The following is a 15,393-nucleotide window of genomic DNA, read 5'->3' as shown; positions in this document are numbered from 1 at the left end:
GTTCAACGGACGTCGAAGCGGGCCTGCAGCGGCAGGCTCACCTTCCGCAGCAGATCCCGGACCACCACCTGCGCAGTCCACGTGCCTTTGGGATCACCGGCCTCAGCGACGAACTTCAGGTGCAGGTTGGTCATGTACAGCAGGTTTGGCGGGCCGGTCAGGGCGGCGGTGAAACAGGGAACATCGCGTTCGTCGATACTGGTACTGCCGTCCGGGCGCAGCATGCGCAGATCGCAGTGCACCTTGGGTACGCGGTTCTCGTCCAGTTGCGGGTTGGAGAGGAATGTCAGCAGGAACAACTCACCGCCCAGGTGGACTTCGTTGGCCTCGTTGAAGCCGGGAGTGGTCTCCGGCGGGGTCTCCCACTTGGCCCGCCAGTCGGCATCGGAAGTGACCAGCAGCGATGCCGCGAAGCCGCCGCTGGATTTCATGGCATCGGTCTCCGTCAACGCCTTGCCATCCCCATTTATCCAACCATCGCTGGCGGAGCTGTTCAGTGGCAGCATCATGGCCATCATGGCCAGCGCGCAGGTCCATCGCATCAACGGCTCTCCCAGGTAGCCGCGTCCCGCGGCAGAGCGGGTAGTATTGCCCAACATTGGCCGGCAAAGCAGCAGGACAGCCGGAGCAGGGGTTCCGTTGCCTGCCGATGTGGGTGATGCTTGCCGGCAAAGGAGGTGGCATGGGAATCGGGAGCGAGGAAACGCCGATCTGTATCCCTGCATCGGCCGCGCCGCAGCACGTGCTGATGCTGCCCGGTCTGGATGGCTCCAGCAGGCTGTCGCCCCCGTTCCTGTCGGCACTCCAGGCTTACGGTCTGACAACGCAGGCGATCACGCTGCCCGCGCAGGGACCGCAGGATCACGCCACGCTTGCCCAACGGCTGTGGTCGCAGCTGCCCAGTCGTCCCTTCATCCTGCTCGCCGAGTCTTTCTCGGGCCCGTTGGCTGTTGAACTGGCCACGCGGCATCCCACCGGGCTGCGCGGACTGGTGCTTGCAGCGACCTTTGCGCGTCGGCCGGTGCCACTGCCGGCAGCCAGCGCAGCCCTGCTGTCGCCGGCCTGGCCGCTGCCTCCCGTGGCATTGCTGGCGCGCCTGTTGCTGGGGCCGTGGTACACCCGCGGGCACACGTCGATGCTGCGCGAAGCGTTGGCCAGGACTCCGACGAGCACGTTGCGGCAACGCGCCGCAGCGACCCTGCGGGTCGACGTGCGTGCATTGCTGCCAGCAATCCAGGTGCCGACGCTGTGCCTGCACGCGTGCCACGACCGCCTGCTGTGGCCGCCCAGCGTGGCCGAGCTGCAGGCCCTGTTGCCCGATGCCCGCCATGTGTCGTTGGAGGGGCCACATCTGCTGCTGCAGGCGCGTGCCGACGCAGCTGCAGCCGAAGTGGCCGCGTGGATGAGGACGTTGCCGCGTTGAACGATGCGCTCAGCTGCGGGCGCGGGTACGTGCCGCTTTCCTGGCCGCCACCTTGCGCACGGTCTTCTTCGCCGCACGGGTCTTGGCCGCCTTCTTCGCTGCAGCACTGCGCGAGGCGGCTGTACCGGCCTTCTTGACCGCTGTCTTCTTTGCGGCCTTCTTGGTGGCGGTCTTACGAGCCGGTGCCTTCTTTGCCGCCGCCTTCTTCGCAGGCGCCTTCTTGCTCGCCGCCTTCTTCGTGCCCTTGCGTGCGCTGCCGCTACGTTTGCCGCCACCGTCCTGCTTGTTCACGGTGGCCCAGGCGATGCGCTCGGCGGTGCCTTCACTCGCGCCGCGCTCGCGCTCGCTGTCCTCGATGTGCTCGGCCTGGCGCTTCTGTTTCTCGGTATATGCGGATTTGTCACCACGGGGCATGACGGATCTCCTGTCGTAGTAGTCAGGCCAGCAGGCGCAGCTTCGGTTCACGCGCCCATTGGCGGGTGGCGGCCGCCGCCAGGAAGGCCTTGGCGTCTTCCGCTTCGACGATGCCGGCATCGTTGCCGACCCGCGCCGCCTTCAGCAGCGTCTGGCCGCCTGCGTCGCTGGCGATGGCCTTCAGGTGCGCCCACGCCTGGCTGACGAATTCGACGGCTGCACTCTCTTTCGACAAGGCCTTCGCGGCTTCCGGGCTGAGCACCACGGCCACCGCATCGAACACAGCCGATGGCGTGCCCGCCAGTTGCCCATCCGCCGCCTGCATCGCCCCATCGCTCAGCGTGGCGCCTCCCACTTTTGGTGCCACCAGCTTCACCTCCGCACCTGCCTTCCGAGCGGCCTTGCTCAGGCTGGCGATCACGCGGGCATCGGAGCCCTCATCGAACAGGACGCCGATGCAGCGACCCTGCAGGATGGGCTTGTTGCGCCCGATCACGCGCACCTCGGGAGCGGGGGGCATGTCCCGCACCGGGGTAGCAGTCGGCGCCGCGTCGGGCAGTGCAGGCAACGCCAGACCATCGGCCACGCGCCGGGCCAGCGATTCGTCGATGTTGCGCAGGTGGCTGACGGTGCGCACCCGCACCTTCAGCGTTTCCACCTTGGACAACTCGAATACCAGCGCCGATGCCAGGTGCGCCTGCTCCGGCTTTTCAAGGCTGCGGAAGAACATCCGGGCCTGGCTGTAGTGGTCGGCGAAACTCTCCGCACGCGTGCGGCCCTTGCGGCCATCGTCGGCGCTGGCGTGGCTGCGGAAACCTGCGGGCGTCTCGCGCGGCGAGTCCTCCTGCAGCGAGCTGGGATCATAGGCGACGCGGCCCTTGGGCACCTGCATCTGCATGTGGCCGTCGCGCTGGTGATTGGCGAACGGGCACTTCGGGGCATTCACCGGGATCTGGTGGAAGTTCGGGCCGCCAAGCCGCAGCAGCTGGGTGTCCAGGTAGGAGAACAGGCGGCCCTGCAGCAGCGGATCGTTGCTGAAATCGATGCCCGGCGGCACGTTGGCCGGGCAGAACGCCACCTGTTCGGTCTCGGCGAAGAAGTTGTCGGGCCAGCGGTCCAGCACCATGCGCCCGATCACCTGCAGCGGTACCAGCGATTCAGGGATGATCTTGGTCGGATCCAGGTGATCGAACGGAAATGCCTCGGCGTCCTCTTCCGTGAACAGCTGTACCGCCAGTTCCCACTCGGGGAAATCACCGCGCTGGATGGCCTCGAACAGGTCGCGGCGATGGAAGTCATTGTCAGCCGATTGCAGTTTCAACGCTTCGTCCCAGACTGTTGACTGGATGCCCAGCTTGGGTCGCCAGTGGAATTTGACGAAGGTCGACTCGCCCGCCTCGTCCAGCAGGCGGAAGCTGTGCACACCGAAGCCCTCGATCATCCGCAGTGAACGCGGGATGGCGCGGTCGCTCATCGCCCACATGATCATGTGCATCGACTCGGGCATCAGCGAAATGAAGTCCCAGAAGGTGTCATGGGCCGAGGCGGCCTGCGGGAACGCACGGTCTGGTTCCATCTTCACCGCATGCACCAGGTCCGGGAATTTCATGGCGTCCTGGATGAAGAAGACCGGGATGTTGTTGCCGACCAGATCCCAGTTGCCCTCCTTGGTATAGAACTTGACCGCGAAGCCGCGCACGTCGCGGGGGGTATCCACCGAGCCCGCGCCGCCGGCTACCGTCGAGAAACGGGTGAACACGGGCGTCTTGACGCCTACCTCGGTCAGGATACGCGCCCGGGTGTGGGCGGCCAGAGACCGGGTCAACTCGAAGTAGCCATGTGCCGCGCTGCCACGTGCGTGCACGATGCGCTCGGGAATGCGTTCGTGATCGAAGTGGGTGATCTTCTCGCGAAGGATGAAGTCTTCCAGCAGCGTGGGCCCTCGAGTTCCCTGCCGCAGGGAGTTCTGGTTGTCTGCCACCGGGATGCCCTGATCGGTGGTCATCGCCGGGTGGCTGCCGCCGGCGCGCGGGTGCAGTTCATCGCCATTGCCGCGGTGGTGGTTTTCGGTTGCGCGCTTGCCGGTCGGCTTGCTGGCGGCCATGGGGGGCTCCGGATCATCAAGGGAACCACGACACTGGAACCGAGCCCGTTAAACCCAGGTCCGGCAAAGGTGAACGTACGGGCAAAAGCAGGCTCGGGTATGCTTGCCCCATGCGAGTCGAGCCTGCCGACATCGAAGCCCTGTTCGACGCCATCCCGGACGTGCTGTTCTTCATCAAGGACCGCCAGGGGCGGTACACCCACGTCAACCAGACCATGCTGCGACGGCTGGGCCTGCGCGCGCGCAAGGACGTGATCGGGCGCACGGCGGCCGAGATCTACCCGACCGGCCTCAGCGCGGACTATGTCGACCAGGACGCCCGCGTGCTGTCCGGCGAGGTGATCGAGAACCTGATGGAGCTGCACCTGTTCGCCAACCGCGAACCGGGCTGGTGCCTGACCTGCAAGCGACCGCTGCTGGTCGATGGCGCCATCGAGGGCCTGATCGGCATTTCCCGCGACCTGGGCCAGAAGGATAGCCTGGGCGCCCAGTACGAGCAGCTGCGGCTGGCCCTGGCCCACCTCAACGCGCACTACGCCGAGAACGTGCGCATGCAGACCCTGCTGGACATCACCGGCTTCTCGCTGTCCAAGCTGGAACGCAGTTTCCGCAAGGTGTTCCAGATGACCCCGCAGCAGGTGCTGACCCGGCTGCGGATCCAGATGGCCATGCACCTGTTGCATGGCGACGACAGCATTGCCTGCATCGGGCAGGCCTGCGGTTTCAGCGACCAGAGTGCCTTCACCCGCAAGTTCAAGGCTGAAACCGGTTTCTCGCCGCGCGCCTATCGCGCCCGTATCGGCGGCAACGTCGGCGAGCCCGCACTGGCCTGAGCCGCCTGCTGCGCTGTGCCTATCCCCGTGGGCACGGGACAGGGTAAGGTGTCGCCCCTGTAGCCCGCCGCCAGCCCCGCCGATGCCCAACTCGATTCCGACCGCTTCGCCGTCCCGCCTCGGACATTCGCTCAAGCCCCGCCAGCTGATCATGATGGGCCTGGGCAGCGCCATCGGCGCCGGCCTGTTCCTCGGCTCGGGCGTGGGTGTGCAGGCGGCCGGCCCGGCGGTTCTGGTCTCGTATCTGGTCGCCGGCGCGCTGGTGATCATCGTGATGAACGCACTGGGCGAGATGGCGGCGGCCAAACCGACCAGCGGCGCGTTCTCGGTGTACGCCGCCGATGCCATGGGCGCCACCGCTGGCGCCACGGTCGGCTGGTTGTGGTGGGTGCAGCTGGTGATCGTGATCGCCGCCGAGGCGGTGGGTGCGGCCGGGTTGCTTGCCACGGTCTGGCCGGTGGTGCCGGTGCCGATGGCTGCGTTGGCCTTCATGCTGTTCTTCACTGCGATCAACCTGCTCGGGGTGAAGAACTTCGGCGAGTTCGAATTCTGGTTCGCCATCCTGAAAGTGGCGGCGATCCTGGCCTTCATTGCCATCGGCGTGGCACTGCTGATGGGCTGGCTGCCGCAGGTCACCTCACCTGGCCTGAGCAACTTCACCGAACACGGTGGTTTCGCACCGAAGGGCCTGGCCGGGATCGGTGCGGCGCTGCTGGTTGTCGTTTTTGCCTTCGGTGGCACCGAAATCGTTGCCGTTGCGGCGGCCGAAACCGAAGATCCCGAACGCAGCATCGCCCGTGCCATCCGTACCGTGGCCTGGCGCATCCTGGTGTTCTACATCGGCTCGCTGAGCGTGATCATCGCCGTGGTGCCCTGGACCAGCGAAGCACTGAAGTCACCCTTTGCCGCCGTGCTGGACATCGCGCGCATTCCGGGCGCCGGCACTGCGATCACCCTGATCGCGGTGATCGCGCTGCTGTCGGCACTCAATGCCAACCTCTACGGCGCCTCGCGCATGATGTATTCGCTGGCGCAGCGCCGCGAGGCGCCGGCGGTGCTGGGCTGGACCGATCCGCGCCAGGTGCCGGTCATCGCCGTGCTGGCCAGCGTGCTGTTCGGTTTCGCTGCGACGGTGATGGAACTGCTGTTCCCGGACCGGGTGCTGCCGGTACTGCTCAACATCGTCGGTTCCACCTGCCTGCTGGTGTGGACGTTGTCGCTGGTTTCGCAGCTGGTACTGCGCCGCCGCGCCGATCGCCTGGGTACCCGCCTGCCGTTCCGCATGGCCGGTTTCCCGTGGCTGACCTGCTGCGCGCTGGCGATCCTGGCGTTGATCTTCGGCCTGCTGCTGAGTGAGTCGCACACCCGCCTGCAGTTCCTGTCGATGGTGGCGTTGACCGCCACGATTGCCGCCGGCAGCGCCATCGCACGGCGCATGCGCCAGGCGTGACTGCCGCTGTAGAACCGGCCCCACGGTCGGTTGCGGTCGCCGAATGTTCTGTAGAGCCGACCCTACGGTCGGCTGCTGTTCGCGTGGCCGCCAGCCGAGCGCGGGCTCGGCTCTACAGCAGGCATACATCCGCCGTGCCATCCTGATCGCGTGGGCCGCCAGCGGCCCGTCGACCAGGAGTACCGCATGCTGCGCAGCCGTCCCTTCCTGATGTTCACCGGCCAGGCCGAGGCCGCCCTGGCCCTGTACGCCGAAGCCTTCGCCGATTTCCGCCTGCTGGCCCTGCAACGCCACCCCGAGGGGGCCGGCGCCGGCGTGCCCGGCCAGGTCCGCCAGGCGATCTTCCTGCTCGGTGGCACGCATTACCTGTGCTTTGACAGCCTGGATGTGCACGACTTCACCTTCAGCCCGTCGATCTCGCTGTTCGTCGAGTGCTCCGGTGCCGAGCAGTTCGAGCGTGCGGCACGCGTGCTGGGCGAGGGCGGCCATTGGTTGATGCCGGTGGGTGATTACGACTTCAGCAACCGCTATGGCTGGGTGCAGGACCGCTTCGGCGTATCGTGGCAGTTGAGCCTGGGACAGATGCCGGACCCGTGATCGGGTAATTGTGGGTGTGGACCTTGGTTCACACGCCCTCATGAAAACGGCCCGCTTGCGCGGGCCGTTTTCTTTATCGATGCAGTGAGGAATCAAGCCTCGACTTCATCATCCTTGTAGGCATCGACCGGGATGCAGGCGCACATCACGTTCTTGTCACCGTACACGTTGTCGACGCGTGCCACCGGCGGCCAGTACTTGCTCTGCTTCAGGCTGGCCAGCGGGAAGGCGGCCAGTTCGCGCGGATAGGCGTGGGTCCACTCGCTGGCGGTCACCGCGGTGGCGGTGTGCGGGGCGTTCTTCAGCGGGTTGTCCTCGCGGTCCAGGCGACCGTCTTCGATCGCGCTGATTTCCTCTCGGATCTGGATCATCGCGTTGATGAAACGGTCCAGCTCGTGCAGCGACTCGCTCTCGGTTGGCTCGACCATCAGCGTGCCGGCCACCGGGAAGCTCAGGGTCGGGGCGTGGAAGCCGAAGTCGATCAGGCGCTTGGCGACGTCCTCGGCACCGATGCCGCTGGTCTTCTCCAGCGGGCGCACGTCCAGGATGCACTCGTGCGCCACCAGGCCGTTACGGCCGGTATACAGGGTCTTGAAGTGCGGAGCCAGGCGCTTGGCAATGTAGTTGGCGTTGAGCTGCGCGACCTGGGTGGCCTTGCGCAGGCCTTCGCGGCCCATCATCGCGATGTACATCCAGCTGATCGGCAGGATCGAAGCACTGCCGAAGCTGGCCGCGCTGACCATGCCGACCGGGCCGCTGTCACCCAGCTTGCCCGGCAGGAACGGGGCCAGGTGCTCCTTGACCGCGCACGGGCCCACGCCCGGGCCACCACCGCCGTGCGGGATGCAGAAGGTCTTGTGCAGGTTCAGGTGCGAAACGTCCGAACCCCACTTGCCCGGCTTGGCCACGCCGACCAGGGCGTTCATGTTGGCGCCGTCGGTGTACACCTGGCCGCCGTGCTTGTGGATGATCTCGCAGATCTCGACCACCTCTTCCTCGAACACGCCGTGCGTGGACGGGTAGGTCATCATGATCGCGGCCAGGCGGTCGCTGTACTTCTCGGCGTTGAGGCGGATGTCCTCGACGTCGACGTTGCCGTTGGCATCGGTCTTGGTCACCACGACCTTCATGCCGCACATCTGCGCCGAGGCCGGGTTGGTGCCGTGCGCCGAGTCCGGGATCAGGCAGATGTCGCGGTGGCCTTCGCCGCGCGAGCGGTGGTAGGCACGGATCGCCAGCAGGCCGGCGTACTCGCCCTGCGCGCCGGAGTTCGGCTGCAGGCTGACCGCGTCGTAGCCGGTGCATTCGACCAGCATCGCTTCCAGCGTGTCGATCAGTTCCTTGTAGCCCAGCGCCTGGTCGGCCGGCACCAGCGGGTGGATCTGCGAGAACTCCGGCCAGGTCACCGGGATCATCTCGGCGGTGGCGTTGAGCTTCATGGTGCACGAGCCCAGCGGGATCATCGTGCGGTCCATCGCCAGGTCCTTGTCGGCCAGCGAACGCAGGTAGCGCAGCAGTTCGTGCTCGCTGTGGTGGGTGTTGAACACCGGGTGGGTCAGGAACGCGGACTGGCGCAGCAGGCCCGCCGGCAGCGCGTCGGCGGTGCTGGCGTCCAGCGCCTCGACGTCAGCCTGCGCGCCGAACACGGCGGCCAGCGCGACCACGTCGGCGCGGGTGGCGGTCTCGTCCAGGCTGATGCCGACCGAGTCGCTGTCGATCGCGCGAAGGTTGTAGCCGGCGGCGCGTGCCTTGGCGTGGATCTCATCGGCATGCACGCCGGTGATGTGCAGGGTGTCGAAGAAGTCGCCACCGACCTGCACGCCGGCGTTGCGCAGTGCCGCAGCCAGGATCGAGGCCAGGCGGTGGGTGCGCCGGGCGATGCGGGTCAGGCCTTCCGGACCATGGTAGACCGCATACATCGAGGCCATCACCGCCAGCAGCACCTGTGCGGTACAGATGTTGGAGGTGGCCTTCTCGCGGCGGATGTGCTGCTCGCGGGTCTGCAGGGTCAGGCGGTAGGCCGGGTTGCCCTGGGCATCGACCGAAACGCCGATCAGGCGGCCCGGCATCGAGCGCTTGTAGGCGTCACGGCAGGCCATGAACGCGGCGTGCGGGCCGCCGAAGCCGAACGGCACGCCGAAACGCTGGCTGTTGCCGACCACGATGTCCGCGCCCCATTCGCCCGGTGCGGCCAGCAGGGTCAGCGCCAGCAGGTCGGTGGCCACGGCCACCAGGCCGCCGCGTGCGTGCACGGCCTCGACCAGCGCCTTGTAGTCGCCGACCTGGCCGAAGGTGTCCGGGTACTGCAGCAGCAGGCCGAAGGCTTCCGCTTCCAGTGCTTCGGCCGGGGTGCCGACGCGCAGCACGATACCCATCGGTTCAGCGCGGGTACGCAGCAGTTCCAGGGTCTGCGGGTGCACGGCGTCGTGCACGAAGAAGGTGTCCGACTTCGACTTGGCCGAACGCTTGGCCAGGGTCATCGCTTCAGCGGCGGCAGTGGCTTCGTCCAGCAGCGAGGCGTTGGCGATCTCCATGCCGGTCAGGTCGGCGCACAGGGTCTGGAAGTTGATCAGCGCTTCCATGCGGCCCTGCGAGATCTCGGCCTGGTACGGGGTGTAGGCGGTGTACCAGGCCGGGTTTTCCAGGATGTTGCGCAGGATCACGTTCGGGGTGTGGGTACCGTAGTAGCCTTGGCCGATGAAGCTGCGCAGCACGGTGTTCTTGTCGGCGATCGCGCGGATCTTCGCCAGTGCCTGCACTTCGGTCATCGACTCCGGCAGCGCCAGCGGCGCCGGCGACTTGATCTTGGCCGGCACGATGGCATCGGTCATCGCATCCAGCGACGCGTGGCCGACGACGTCGAGCATCTGCGCGATCTCGGCATCGTTGGGGCCGATGTGGCGCTCGACGAACGCATTGTGGTGCTCGAGCTCACGCAGGGAAGGGGTGTTCTGGGACATGGCGAAGGATCCGTCAGGAAAGGGCACACGCACGGGCACAAGCCGCCGGTCGGCGGTCTGCGGGGCGCCCCTCTGTCCTTTTGCCTGAGAGTTTGGAAGCGCGGAAAACCGCGGCTTCGTGCCCCTTCGGCGCCGGATCGAACCGGTCTCTCCAGAGTTCTGTTACGGGTGGTATCGGGCCTGAGCGATTACGGGCGTTGCGCCTTCGGCAGCGGTGTTCCGCTTCTCCCACCGTGTTGCCCGCCGATTATAGCCCGTTGCGGGCCCGCTGGCCGTCTACGGGCCTGGCCGCTGCGCCTGAATGGCCGATGGCCCGGACGTGCGTTTTGTGCATCGCTGCATGGCATCAGGCGCAATCCCCACCTATGATGGCCAGATACCTGAATTCATCTGGCGCCCTCCCTGCAGACGGGGACCGGCGCCCGCCGTGCGTGCCACGCATGGCCCTGCCGGACGCCCTTCCCATGACCGCCGCTGTTGCTCCCTCCACCCGCCGCATGGCCCTGCTGCTTGCCGGCCTGGCCATGTTCGGCCCGTTCTCGATCGACACCATCTTCCCGGCCTTCCCGCAGCTGGCCCGGCGCCTGGCGGTGGACGAGGTGGCGGTGCAGCAGACCATCAGCGTGTACCTGCTGTTCTACGGCCTGATGAGCCTGGCGCACGGCCCGCTGTCCGACGCCTGGGGCCGCAAGCGGGTGATCCTCGGTGGACTGGTGGTGTTCGTCGGCGCCTCGGTGGGCTGCGCACTGTCCACCGACCTGACCACACTGCTGGCCTTCCGCGCCCTGCAGGGCCTGTCGGCGGGTGTCGGCATGATCGTCGGCCGCGCGGTGATCCGCGACCTGTACCACGGCCATGACGCGCAGCGGCTGATGAGCCAGGTGTCCATGCTGTTCGGCATCGCCCCGGCCATCGCGCCGATCATCGGTGGCTGGATCCTGCTCAGTGGCGCGGGATGGCCGCTGATCTTCTGGTTCCTGGTGGTGTTCGGGCTGGTCCTGCTGGCGGCCACTGCACGCTACCTTCCCGAGACCCATCCGGTCGAAGCGCGCGTGCCGTTGTCACCGCGCGCGTTGATGCGTGATTACGTGCGCATCGGTTTCAATCCACGCTTCCTGCGCCTGGCGCTGGCCGGCAGCATCGGCTTTGGTGGAATCTTCCTGTACATCTCCTCGGCGCCGGTGTTCGTGATGCAGCACCTGCACCTGGGCGAGGGCGGGTTTGCCTGGTTGTTCATCCCGACCATCGGCGGCATGACCACTGGCTCATTCCTGTCCGGGCGCATGGCCGGGCACACCACGCCCACCCGCCAGGTCTCCATTGGTTTCGGCCTGTGCGCATTGTCGGTGCTGTTGAACGTTGGCTACGTGGTGCTGTCGCCACAGTTCGTACTGCCATGGGCGGTACTGCCGATCTTCCTGGGGGGCATGGGCATGGCGCTGATCTTCCCGATCCTGGCGCTGGCGGTACTGGACATGTACCCGCATCAGCGCGGCCTGGCCTCGTCGCTGCAGGCCTTTGTGCAGCTGATGATCAGCACCGTGGTGGCCGGCGTGGTGTCACCACTGCTGAGCGGTAGCCCGCTGCACCTGGCACTGGGCCAGGCGGCGTTCTTCGGCGCCGGTTTCGTGTTCTGGTACTGGGAACACCAGCGCGAGCGTGCGGCGCAGGCAGCCTGCACGGGTCACTGAGCAGCGCGCAGGGGTAGGGCGGGCCACGATGCCCGAAACACTTGCGGCAGAGAACGGCCGGACTAGGCTGGGCACTCCAGCCAGCCGGTGCGTGGATGCACGACAGCCAGCCGATCCGATGTCGTTGCATGAGGTTTCCCCCAAATGGCTGCGCAGCAGACCTACCGCCTGTTCGAGGTGGCGCTGAAGGAGCGCCGCGTTCTTTCCCCTTCCCTGGACCGCATGGTGTTCACCGGCGCCGACGTGGCGCGGATGAAGACCGAAGGCCCGGACCAGCGCATCAAGGTGTTCTTCCCCTTGCCTGGCCAGGACCTGCCGCAGGTGCCCTGCGGCGAGGACTGGTATCCGCGCTACCGGGCGCTGCCGGACGATCAGCGCCCGCCGATGCGCACCTACACCATCCGCCAGCTGCGTGCAGAGCTGGGCGAGGTCGATGTTGATTTCGTGCTGCATGGCGAGACCGGGCCGGCCTCACGCTGGGCCATCCATGCACGCCCCGGCGACCGTGTGGTGTTGCTGGCTCCCGATGCCGACTGCGCCGACAGCAGTGAAGGTTGGGAATGGAAGCCGCCGGCCGGCGTCGGCCAGGTGCTGCTGGTGGCCGATGAAACCGCGTTACCGGCGGTGGCTGGCATTCTTGAGGAACTGGCGGCCATGGTGGATCCGCCGCGTACGCTGGCCTTGCTGGAAGTGGCGCAGGCCGGCGACGCGGTGCCGCTGAAGGCACCGGCTACCGCCGAGCTGGTCTGGCTGCCGCGCGGGCGCGCGGCGTACGGGGCGCCTCTGTTGCAGGCGGTGCAGGCGCGGCTGGCAGCGGCCTCGGGCGTGGTTGCCGGCGATGCGCCGGAGGAGATCGACGTCGATACGCAGATCCTCTGGGAACAGGCCGATGCCAGCGTGGCAGGGCCGCTGTATGCCTGGGTGGCAGGCGAGGCGGGGGCGGTGATGGCGATCCGTCGCCATCTGGTCCGTGACTGCGGGCTGGACCGCCGCGCGATCACCTTCATGGGCTACTGGCGGCACGGCAAAGTGCTGGATTGAGCGGGTGTGAAGCGGCGTGGCGGGTGGGGTGCGCTATCCTTGCGCCCCCCTCGCAGCGGTATTGCACCATGTCCACCAGCTCCAAGACCCGCCGCGACCAGCGCCGTCGCCAGGAAAAGCAGGCCGTCAACAAGGCCGCTGCCCAGGCTTCGCCGGTGGAGCCGCATGCCGAACTGCGCGACGCGCAGCGCACCCTGCTGGCCGGTGTCGTGCGCCGCGACGGCGAATGGGTGCTGGGCATGGACGGCCGTATCGCCGGCCACAGTGACTCTGCCGCACAGGTACTGGCGCTGATCATGCAGGCCGGTGAACTGCACGAGCGCAACGGCACGCCGGTGCGCCTGATGTACTCCGATGCGCTGCGCGACGCCGCGCACGCCGAAGCGAAAGAGAAGGGCCAGACCTTCGAGGAATTCAAGGCGGAACTGGCCGCGGCGATGGCGGCGAAGAAGGACAGCTGATCCGCCGTGGGTAGCGCCGGGCCATGCCCGGCGAGCGCAGCGGTGCGATGAAGAGCCGCCGGGCATGGCCCGGCGCTACATCAGGGGCGGATCCTTGCGGACCCGCCCCTTTTCTCATTTCGCCGCCGGGGCGGCGTTGGCCTGCCAGCCACACATCTGGCCTTCGTTCTGCTGCTTCAGCCACTCGTTGACCGGAGTGAAGTACTCGATCATCGGGCCGGCATCGAGCTTGTCGGTGCCGGTCAGCTCCTTCAGCGTGGCCTGCCACGGCTGGCTGGCACCCTTGCTCAGCATCGCCCAGTATTTCTGGCCGGCTTCCTTGTTGCCGTAGAAGGTGCACTCGTGCAGCGGGCCCTTGTAGCCGGCCGCATCGCACAGGCCCTTGTAGAACTGGAACTGCAGGATGCGGGCCAGGAAGTAGCGGGTGTACGGGGTGTTGCCCGGCACGTGGTACTTCGCGCCCGGATCGAAGAATTCCTCGCCACGGGTGCTGGCCGGGGCCACGCCCTGGTACTTGGCCTTCAGGTCCCACCACGCCTTGTTGTAGTTGTCGGCGGTGATCGAACCATCGAACACGCCCCAGCGCCAGCGGTCGATCATCAGCCCGAACGGCAGGAACGACACGCCCGACAGCGCCATGCGCATCTGGTTGTTGATGACCGCTTCGCGGCTCTCGGTCGGTGCATCGACCAGGCCGATCGAGCTGAGGTACTTGGGCGTCATCGCCAGCACGATGGTGTCGCCGATCGCCTCATGGAAGCCATCGTTGGCACCGCCCTGGAACAGCGGCGGCAGCGGGTTGTAGGCCAGGTCGTAATAGATGTGGCCCAGCTCGTGGTAGATGGTGGTGAAGTTCTCTTCGTTCGGCTTGATGCACATCTTGGTGCGCACATCGCCTTCCATGTTCATGTCCCAGGCGCTGGCGTGGCAGACCACATCGCGGTCGTCGGGCTTGATGAACTGGGTGCGTTCCCAGTACGACTGCGGCAGCGACGGCATGCCCAGCGACACATAGAAGTCCTGTGCGCGTTCAGTCATCTGCTTGGCGGTACGCAGTTCGGCTTCGCGCTGCGCCTTGTACTGGGCCGCTACGTTGGCGTCCTTGCCGGCCTTGGCCAGCGCCGCGCTCAGGTTGGTCTGGTACTGCTTTTCCAGTGCAGCGGTGATGTCCAGGCTGCCGGCACCCGGGTACGGTTCCAGCTGGTCCCACAGGTTCGACCAGTCCTGCTGCCACATGTTGCCCAGCAGGTGCGCGGCGATCAGGCCGTTGCCCACTTCGGCCTTGTCCTTGCCGTAGGTCTTGTCCAGCTTGCCGCGTGCGTAGCAGTGCAGCTGCTCGTACATCGGCTTGACCTGTTCCCAGAGGCGGTCGGTTTCCGGGCCGATCTGTTCGGGCGGCATGTCATAGCCGCTGCGCCACATCTGACCGGCATCGGTAAAGCCCATGCCCTTGGCGCCCTCGTTCACCAGGCCGACGAACTTCTGGTAGTCGCCGCGCATGCTCTTGGTGGTGCTGTGCCAGCCCTGCCAGGCGTCGAGCTGCTTGTCGTAGTCGCGGCTGCGCGCCAGCACCTGTTCCAGCTCGCCCAGCTGGCGGCAGGAGCTCGGATCATTGGCATCGGTGCAGTACTTGCCGGCACCGTAGCTGCCTTCCATGCGGGTGGCGATCTGGGTCAGCTCGGCCAGCTTGGCCGGGTCGCGCGGCGCCGGCATCGACGACATCAGCTTCAGCAGGTGGATCGCGCGCTTGCTGTCCTCGCTCATCGGCTTGCCGTCGAACTTGGCGGCCTGTTCGATCCAGCTGTTGAGCTGGGTGAGCGAACGCTCGTTGGCTTTGGCCGCAATGCGTTCCGAATCACCGTTGATGTAGGTGGAGGACAGCCACTGCGCCGAGGTCATCTCCGGGTAAGCGGCCTTGAATTCGGCATTGATGCGGGCCACGAACTGGTCGGCGGTTTCACCGGCCGGAGCGCTGCTGCTGGCGGTATCGGTGCCTGGGGCAGCTTCCTTCTTGCAGGCGGCCAGGGCCAGCGTGGCGGCGGCGATTGCCGAGGCCAGCAGGAGATGACGGTGTTTCACGGGCGGTCCTTGGGTGGTGAACGACGGCCGAAGGCTAGTGGGCCGTCGCTGCCACCGCAAGTGGCGGAAGTCGGCCGGGCGGCGCCCGGCACCCGCAGAGGCTTTCAAGCAAGGGCAAAGGCCGAAGCAGCAGCAACAGCGTGCATTCCGAAGGATGGCGGGGCGGTGTGGGCTTGCAGGACACGCCGTAAACCCCCCCTCCGGGGGTCCGGCCCAGCCGCTGGCGGCTGTGCGTTCGGGCGCTTGCGAAGCAGTGCTTCGCAAGCAAGGCGCCCTCACCCAAGGGGGCTCGATGGCGCCGTCCATGGCGCCAACGGTCCTGCAAGCCCACACCGCCCCA

General features: G+C 66.8%; 11 protein-coding genes, 1 pseudogene and 1 riboswitch. Of the genes and pseudogenes, 7 read left to right on the top strand and 5 right to left on the bottom strand.

Annotation, left to right across the window (positions count from 1 at the left end):
- Positions 1 to 2 precede the first annotated feature (2 nt).
- Entirely contained in the window at positions 3 to 515 is a 513-nt protein-coding gene (locus AC5P7S_RS12085) for a hypothetical protein (protein WP_231111973.1), read from the bottom strand.
- A 167-nt stretch (positions 516 to 682) separates the two neighbouring features.
- Here AC5P7S_RS12085 and AC5P7S_RS12080 point away from each other — a divergent pair, with 167 nt between their 5' ends.
- A complete protein-coding gene (locus tag AC5P7S_RS12080) occupies positions 683 to 1,423 on the top strand; it encodes an alpha/beta fold hydrolase (protein ID WP_095378359.1) in 741 nt (246 codons plus the stop codon).
- Between the two features lie 9 nt (positions 1,424 to 1,432).
- Here the strand turns inward: AC5P7S_RS12080 and AC5P7S_RS12075 are convergent, their stop codons facing one another.
- Both AC5P7S_RS12075 and AC5P7S_RS12070 read right to left on the bottom strand, forming a co-directional pair.
- Entirely contained in the window at positions 1,433 to 1,837 is a 405-nt protein-coding gene (locus AC5P7S_RS12075) for a hypothetical protein (RefSeq protein WP_095378360.1), read from the bottom strand.
- 22 nt (positions 1,838 to 1,859) lie between these two features.
- Positions 1,860 to 3,893, bottom strand: a pseudogene (locus AC5P7S_RS12070) (catalase); the annotation flags it as partial.
- Positions 3,894 to 4,051: 158 nt separating this feature from the next.
- Between AC5P7S_RS12070 and AC5P7S_RS12065 the strand changes: the two are divergent.
- The 3 genes from AC5P7S_RS12065 (at position 4,052) to AC5P7S_RS12055 (ending at position 6,821) form a co-directional block, all read left to right on the top strand.
- Positions 4,052 to 4,774: a helix-turn-helix transcriptional regulator gene (locus tag AC5P7S_RS12065; RefSeq protein WP_005418296.1), complete on the top strand. Its 723-nt coding sequence runs from the start codon at positions 4,052 to 4,054 to the stop codon at positions 4,772 to 4,774.
- An 82-nt stretch (positions 4,775 to 4,856) separates the two neighbouring features.
- Positions 4,857 to 6,224: an amino acid permease gene (locus AC5P7S_RS12060; RefSeq protein WP_053500677.1), complete on the top strand. Its 1,368-nt coding sequence runs from the start codon at positions 4,857 to 4,859 to the stop codon at positions 6,222 to 6,224.
- Between the two features lie 186 nt (positions 6,225 to 6,410).
- A complete protein-coding gene (locus tag AC5P7S_RS12055; protein WP_005418291.1) occupies positions 6,411 to 6,821 on the top strand; it encodes a VOC family protein in 411 nt (136 codons plus the stop codon).
- Positions 6,822 to 6,913: 92 nt separating this feature from the next.
- On the opposite strand, the gene gcvP is transcribed toward AC5P7S_RS12055, so the two are convergent.
- On the bottom strand, positions 6,914 to 9,781 hold the full coding sequence (gene gcvP, locus AC5P7S_RS12050) for an aminomethyl-transferring glycine dehydrogenase (RefSeq protein ID WP_095378362.1): 2,868 nt from the start codon (positions 9,779 to 9,781) through the stop codon (positions 6,914 to 6,916).
- 62 nt (positions 9,782 to 9,843) lie between these two features.
- A riboswitch (glycine riboswitch) is annotated at positions 9,844 to 9,946 on the bottom strand.
- A 299-nt stretch (positions 9,947 to 10,245) separates the two neighbouring features.
- Between gcvP and AC5P7S_RS12045 the strand changes: the two genes are divergently transcribed.
- The 3 genes from AC5P7S_RS12045 (at position 10,246) to AC5P7S_RS12035 (ending at position 12,974) form a co-directional block, all read left to right on the top strand.
- Complete coding sequence (locus AC5P7S_RS12045; RefSeq protein WP_053500685.1) at positions 10,246 to 11,472, top strand: multidrug effflux MFS transporter; 1,227 nt, start codon at positions 10,246 to 10,248, stop codon at positions 11,470 to 11,472.
- A gap of 144 nt (positions 11,473 to 11,616) precedes the next feature.
- On the top strand, positions 11,617 to 12,513 hold the full coding sequence (locus AC5P7S_RS12040; protein ID WP_005418287.1) for a siderophore-interacting protein: 897 nt from the start codon (positions 11,617 to 11,619) through the stop codon (positions 12,511 to 12,513).
- Positions 12,514 to 12,581: 68 nt separating this feature from the next.
- The gene (locus tag AC5P7S_RS12035) at positions 12,582 to 12,974 is read left to right on the top strand and encodes a hypothetical protein (protein ID WP_095378363.1); all 393 of its coding nucleotides are present in this window, start codon (positions 12,582 to 12,584) and stop codon (positions 12,972 to 12,974) included.
- Positions 12,975 to 13,088: 114 nt separating this feature from the next.
- Here AC5P7S_RS12035 and AC5P7S_RS12030 read toward each other — a convergent pair whose 3' ends face one another.
- The gene (locus tag AC5P7S_RS12030; RefSeq protein ID WP_262232995.1) at positions 13,089 to 15,053 is read right to left on the bottom strand and encodes a M2 family metallopeptidase; all 1,965 of its coding nucleotides are present in this window, start codon (positions 15,051 to 15,053) and stop codon (positions 13,089 to 13,091) included.
- Between the last annotated feature and the right edge of the window lie 340 nt (positions 15,054 to 15,393).

Source organism: Stenotrophomonas sp. YJH_SMC_32 (assembly GCF_059369975.1).
The sequence above is the reverse complement of the archived record's forward strand: the minus strand, read 5'-3'. Positions and strand labels throughout refer to the sequence as shown.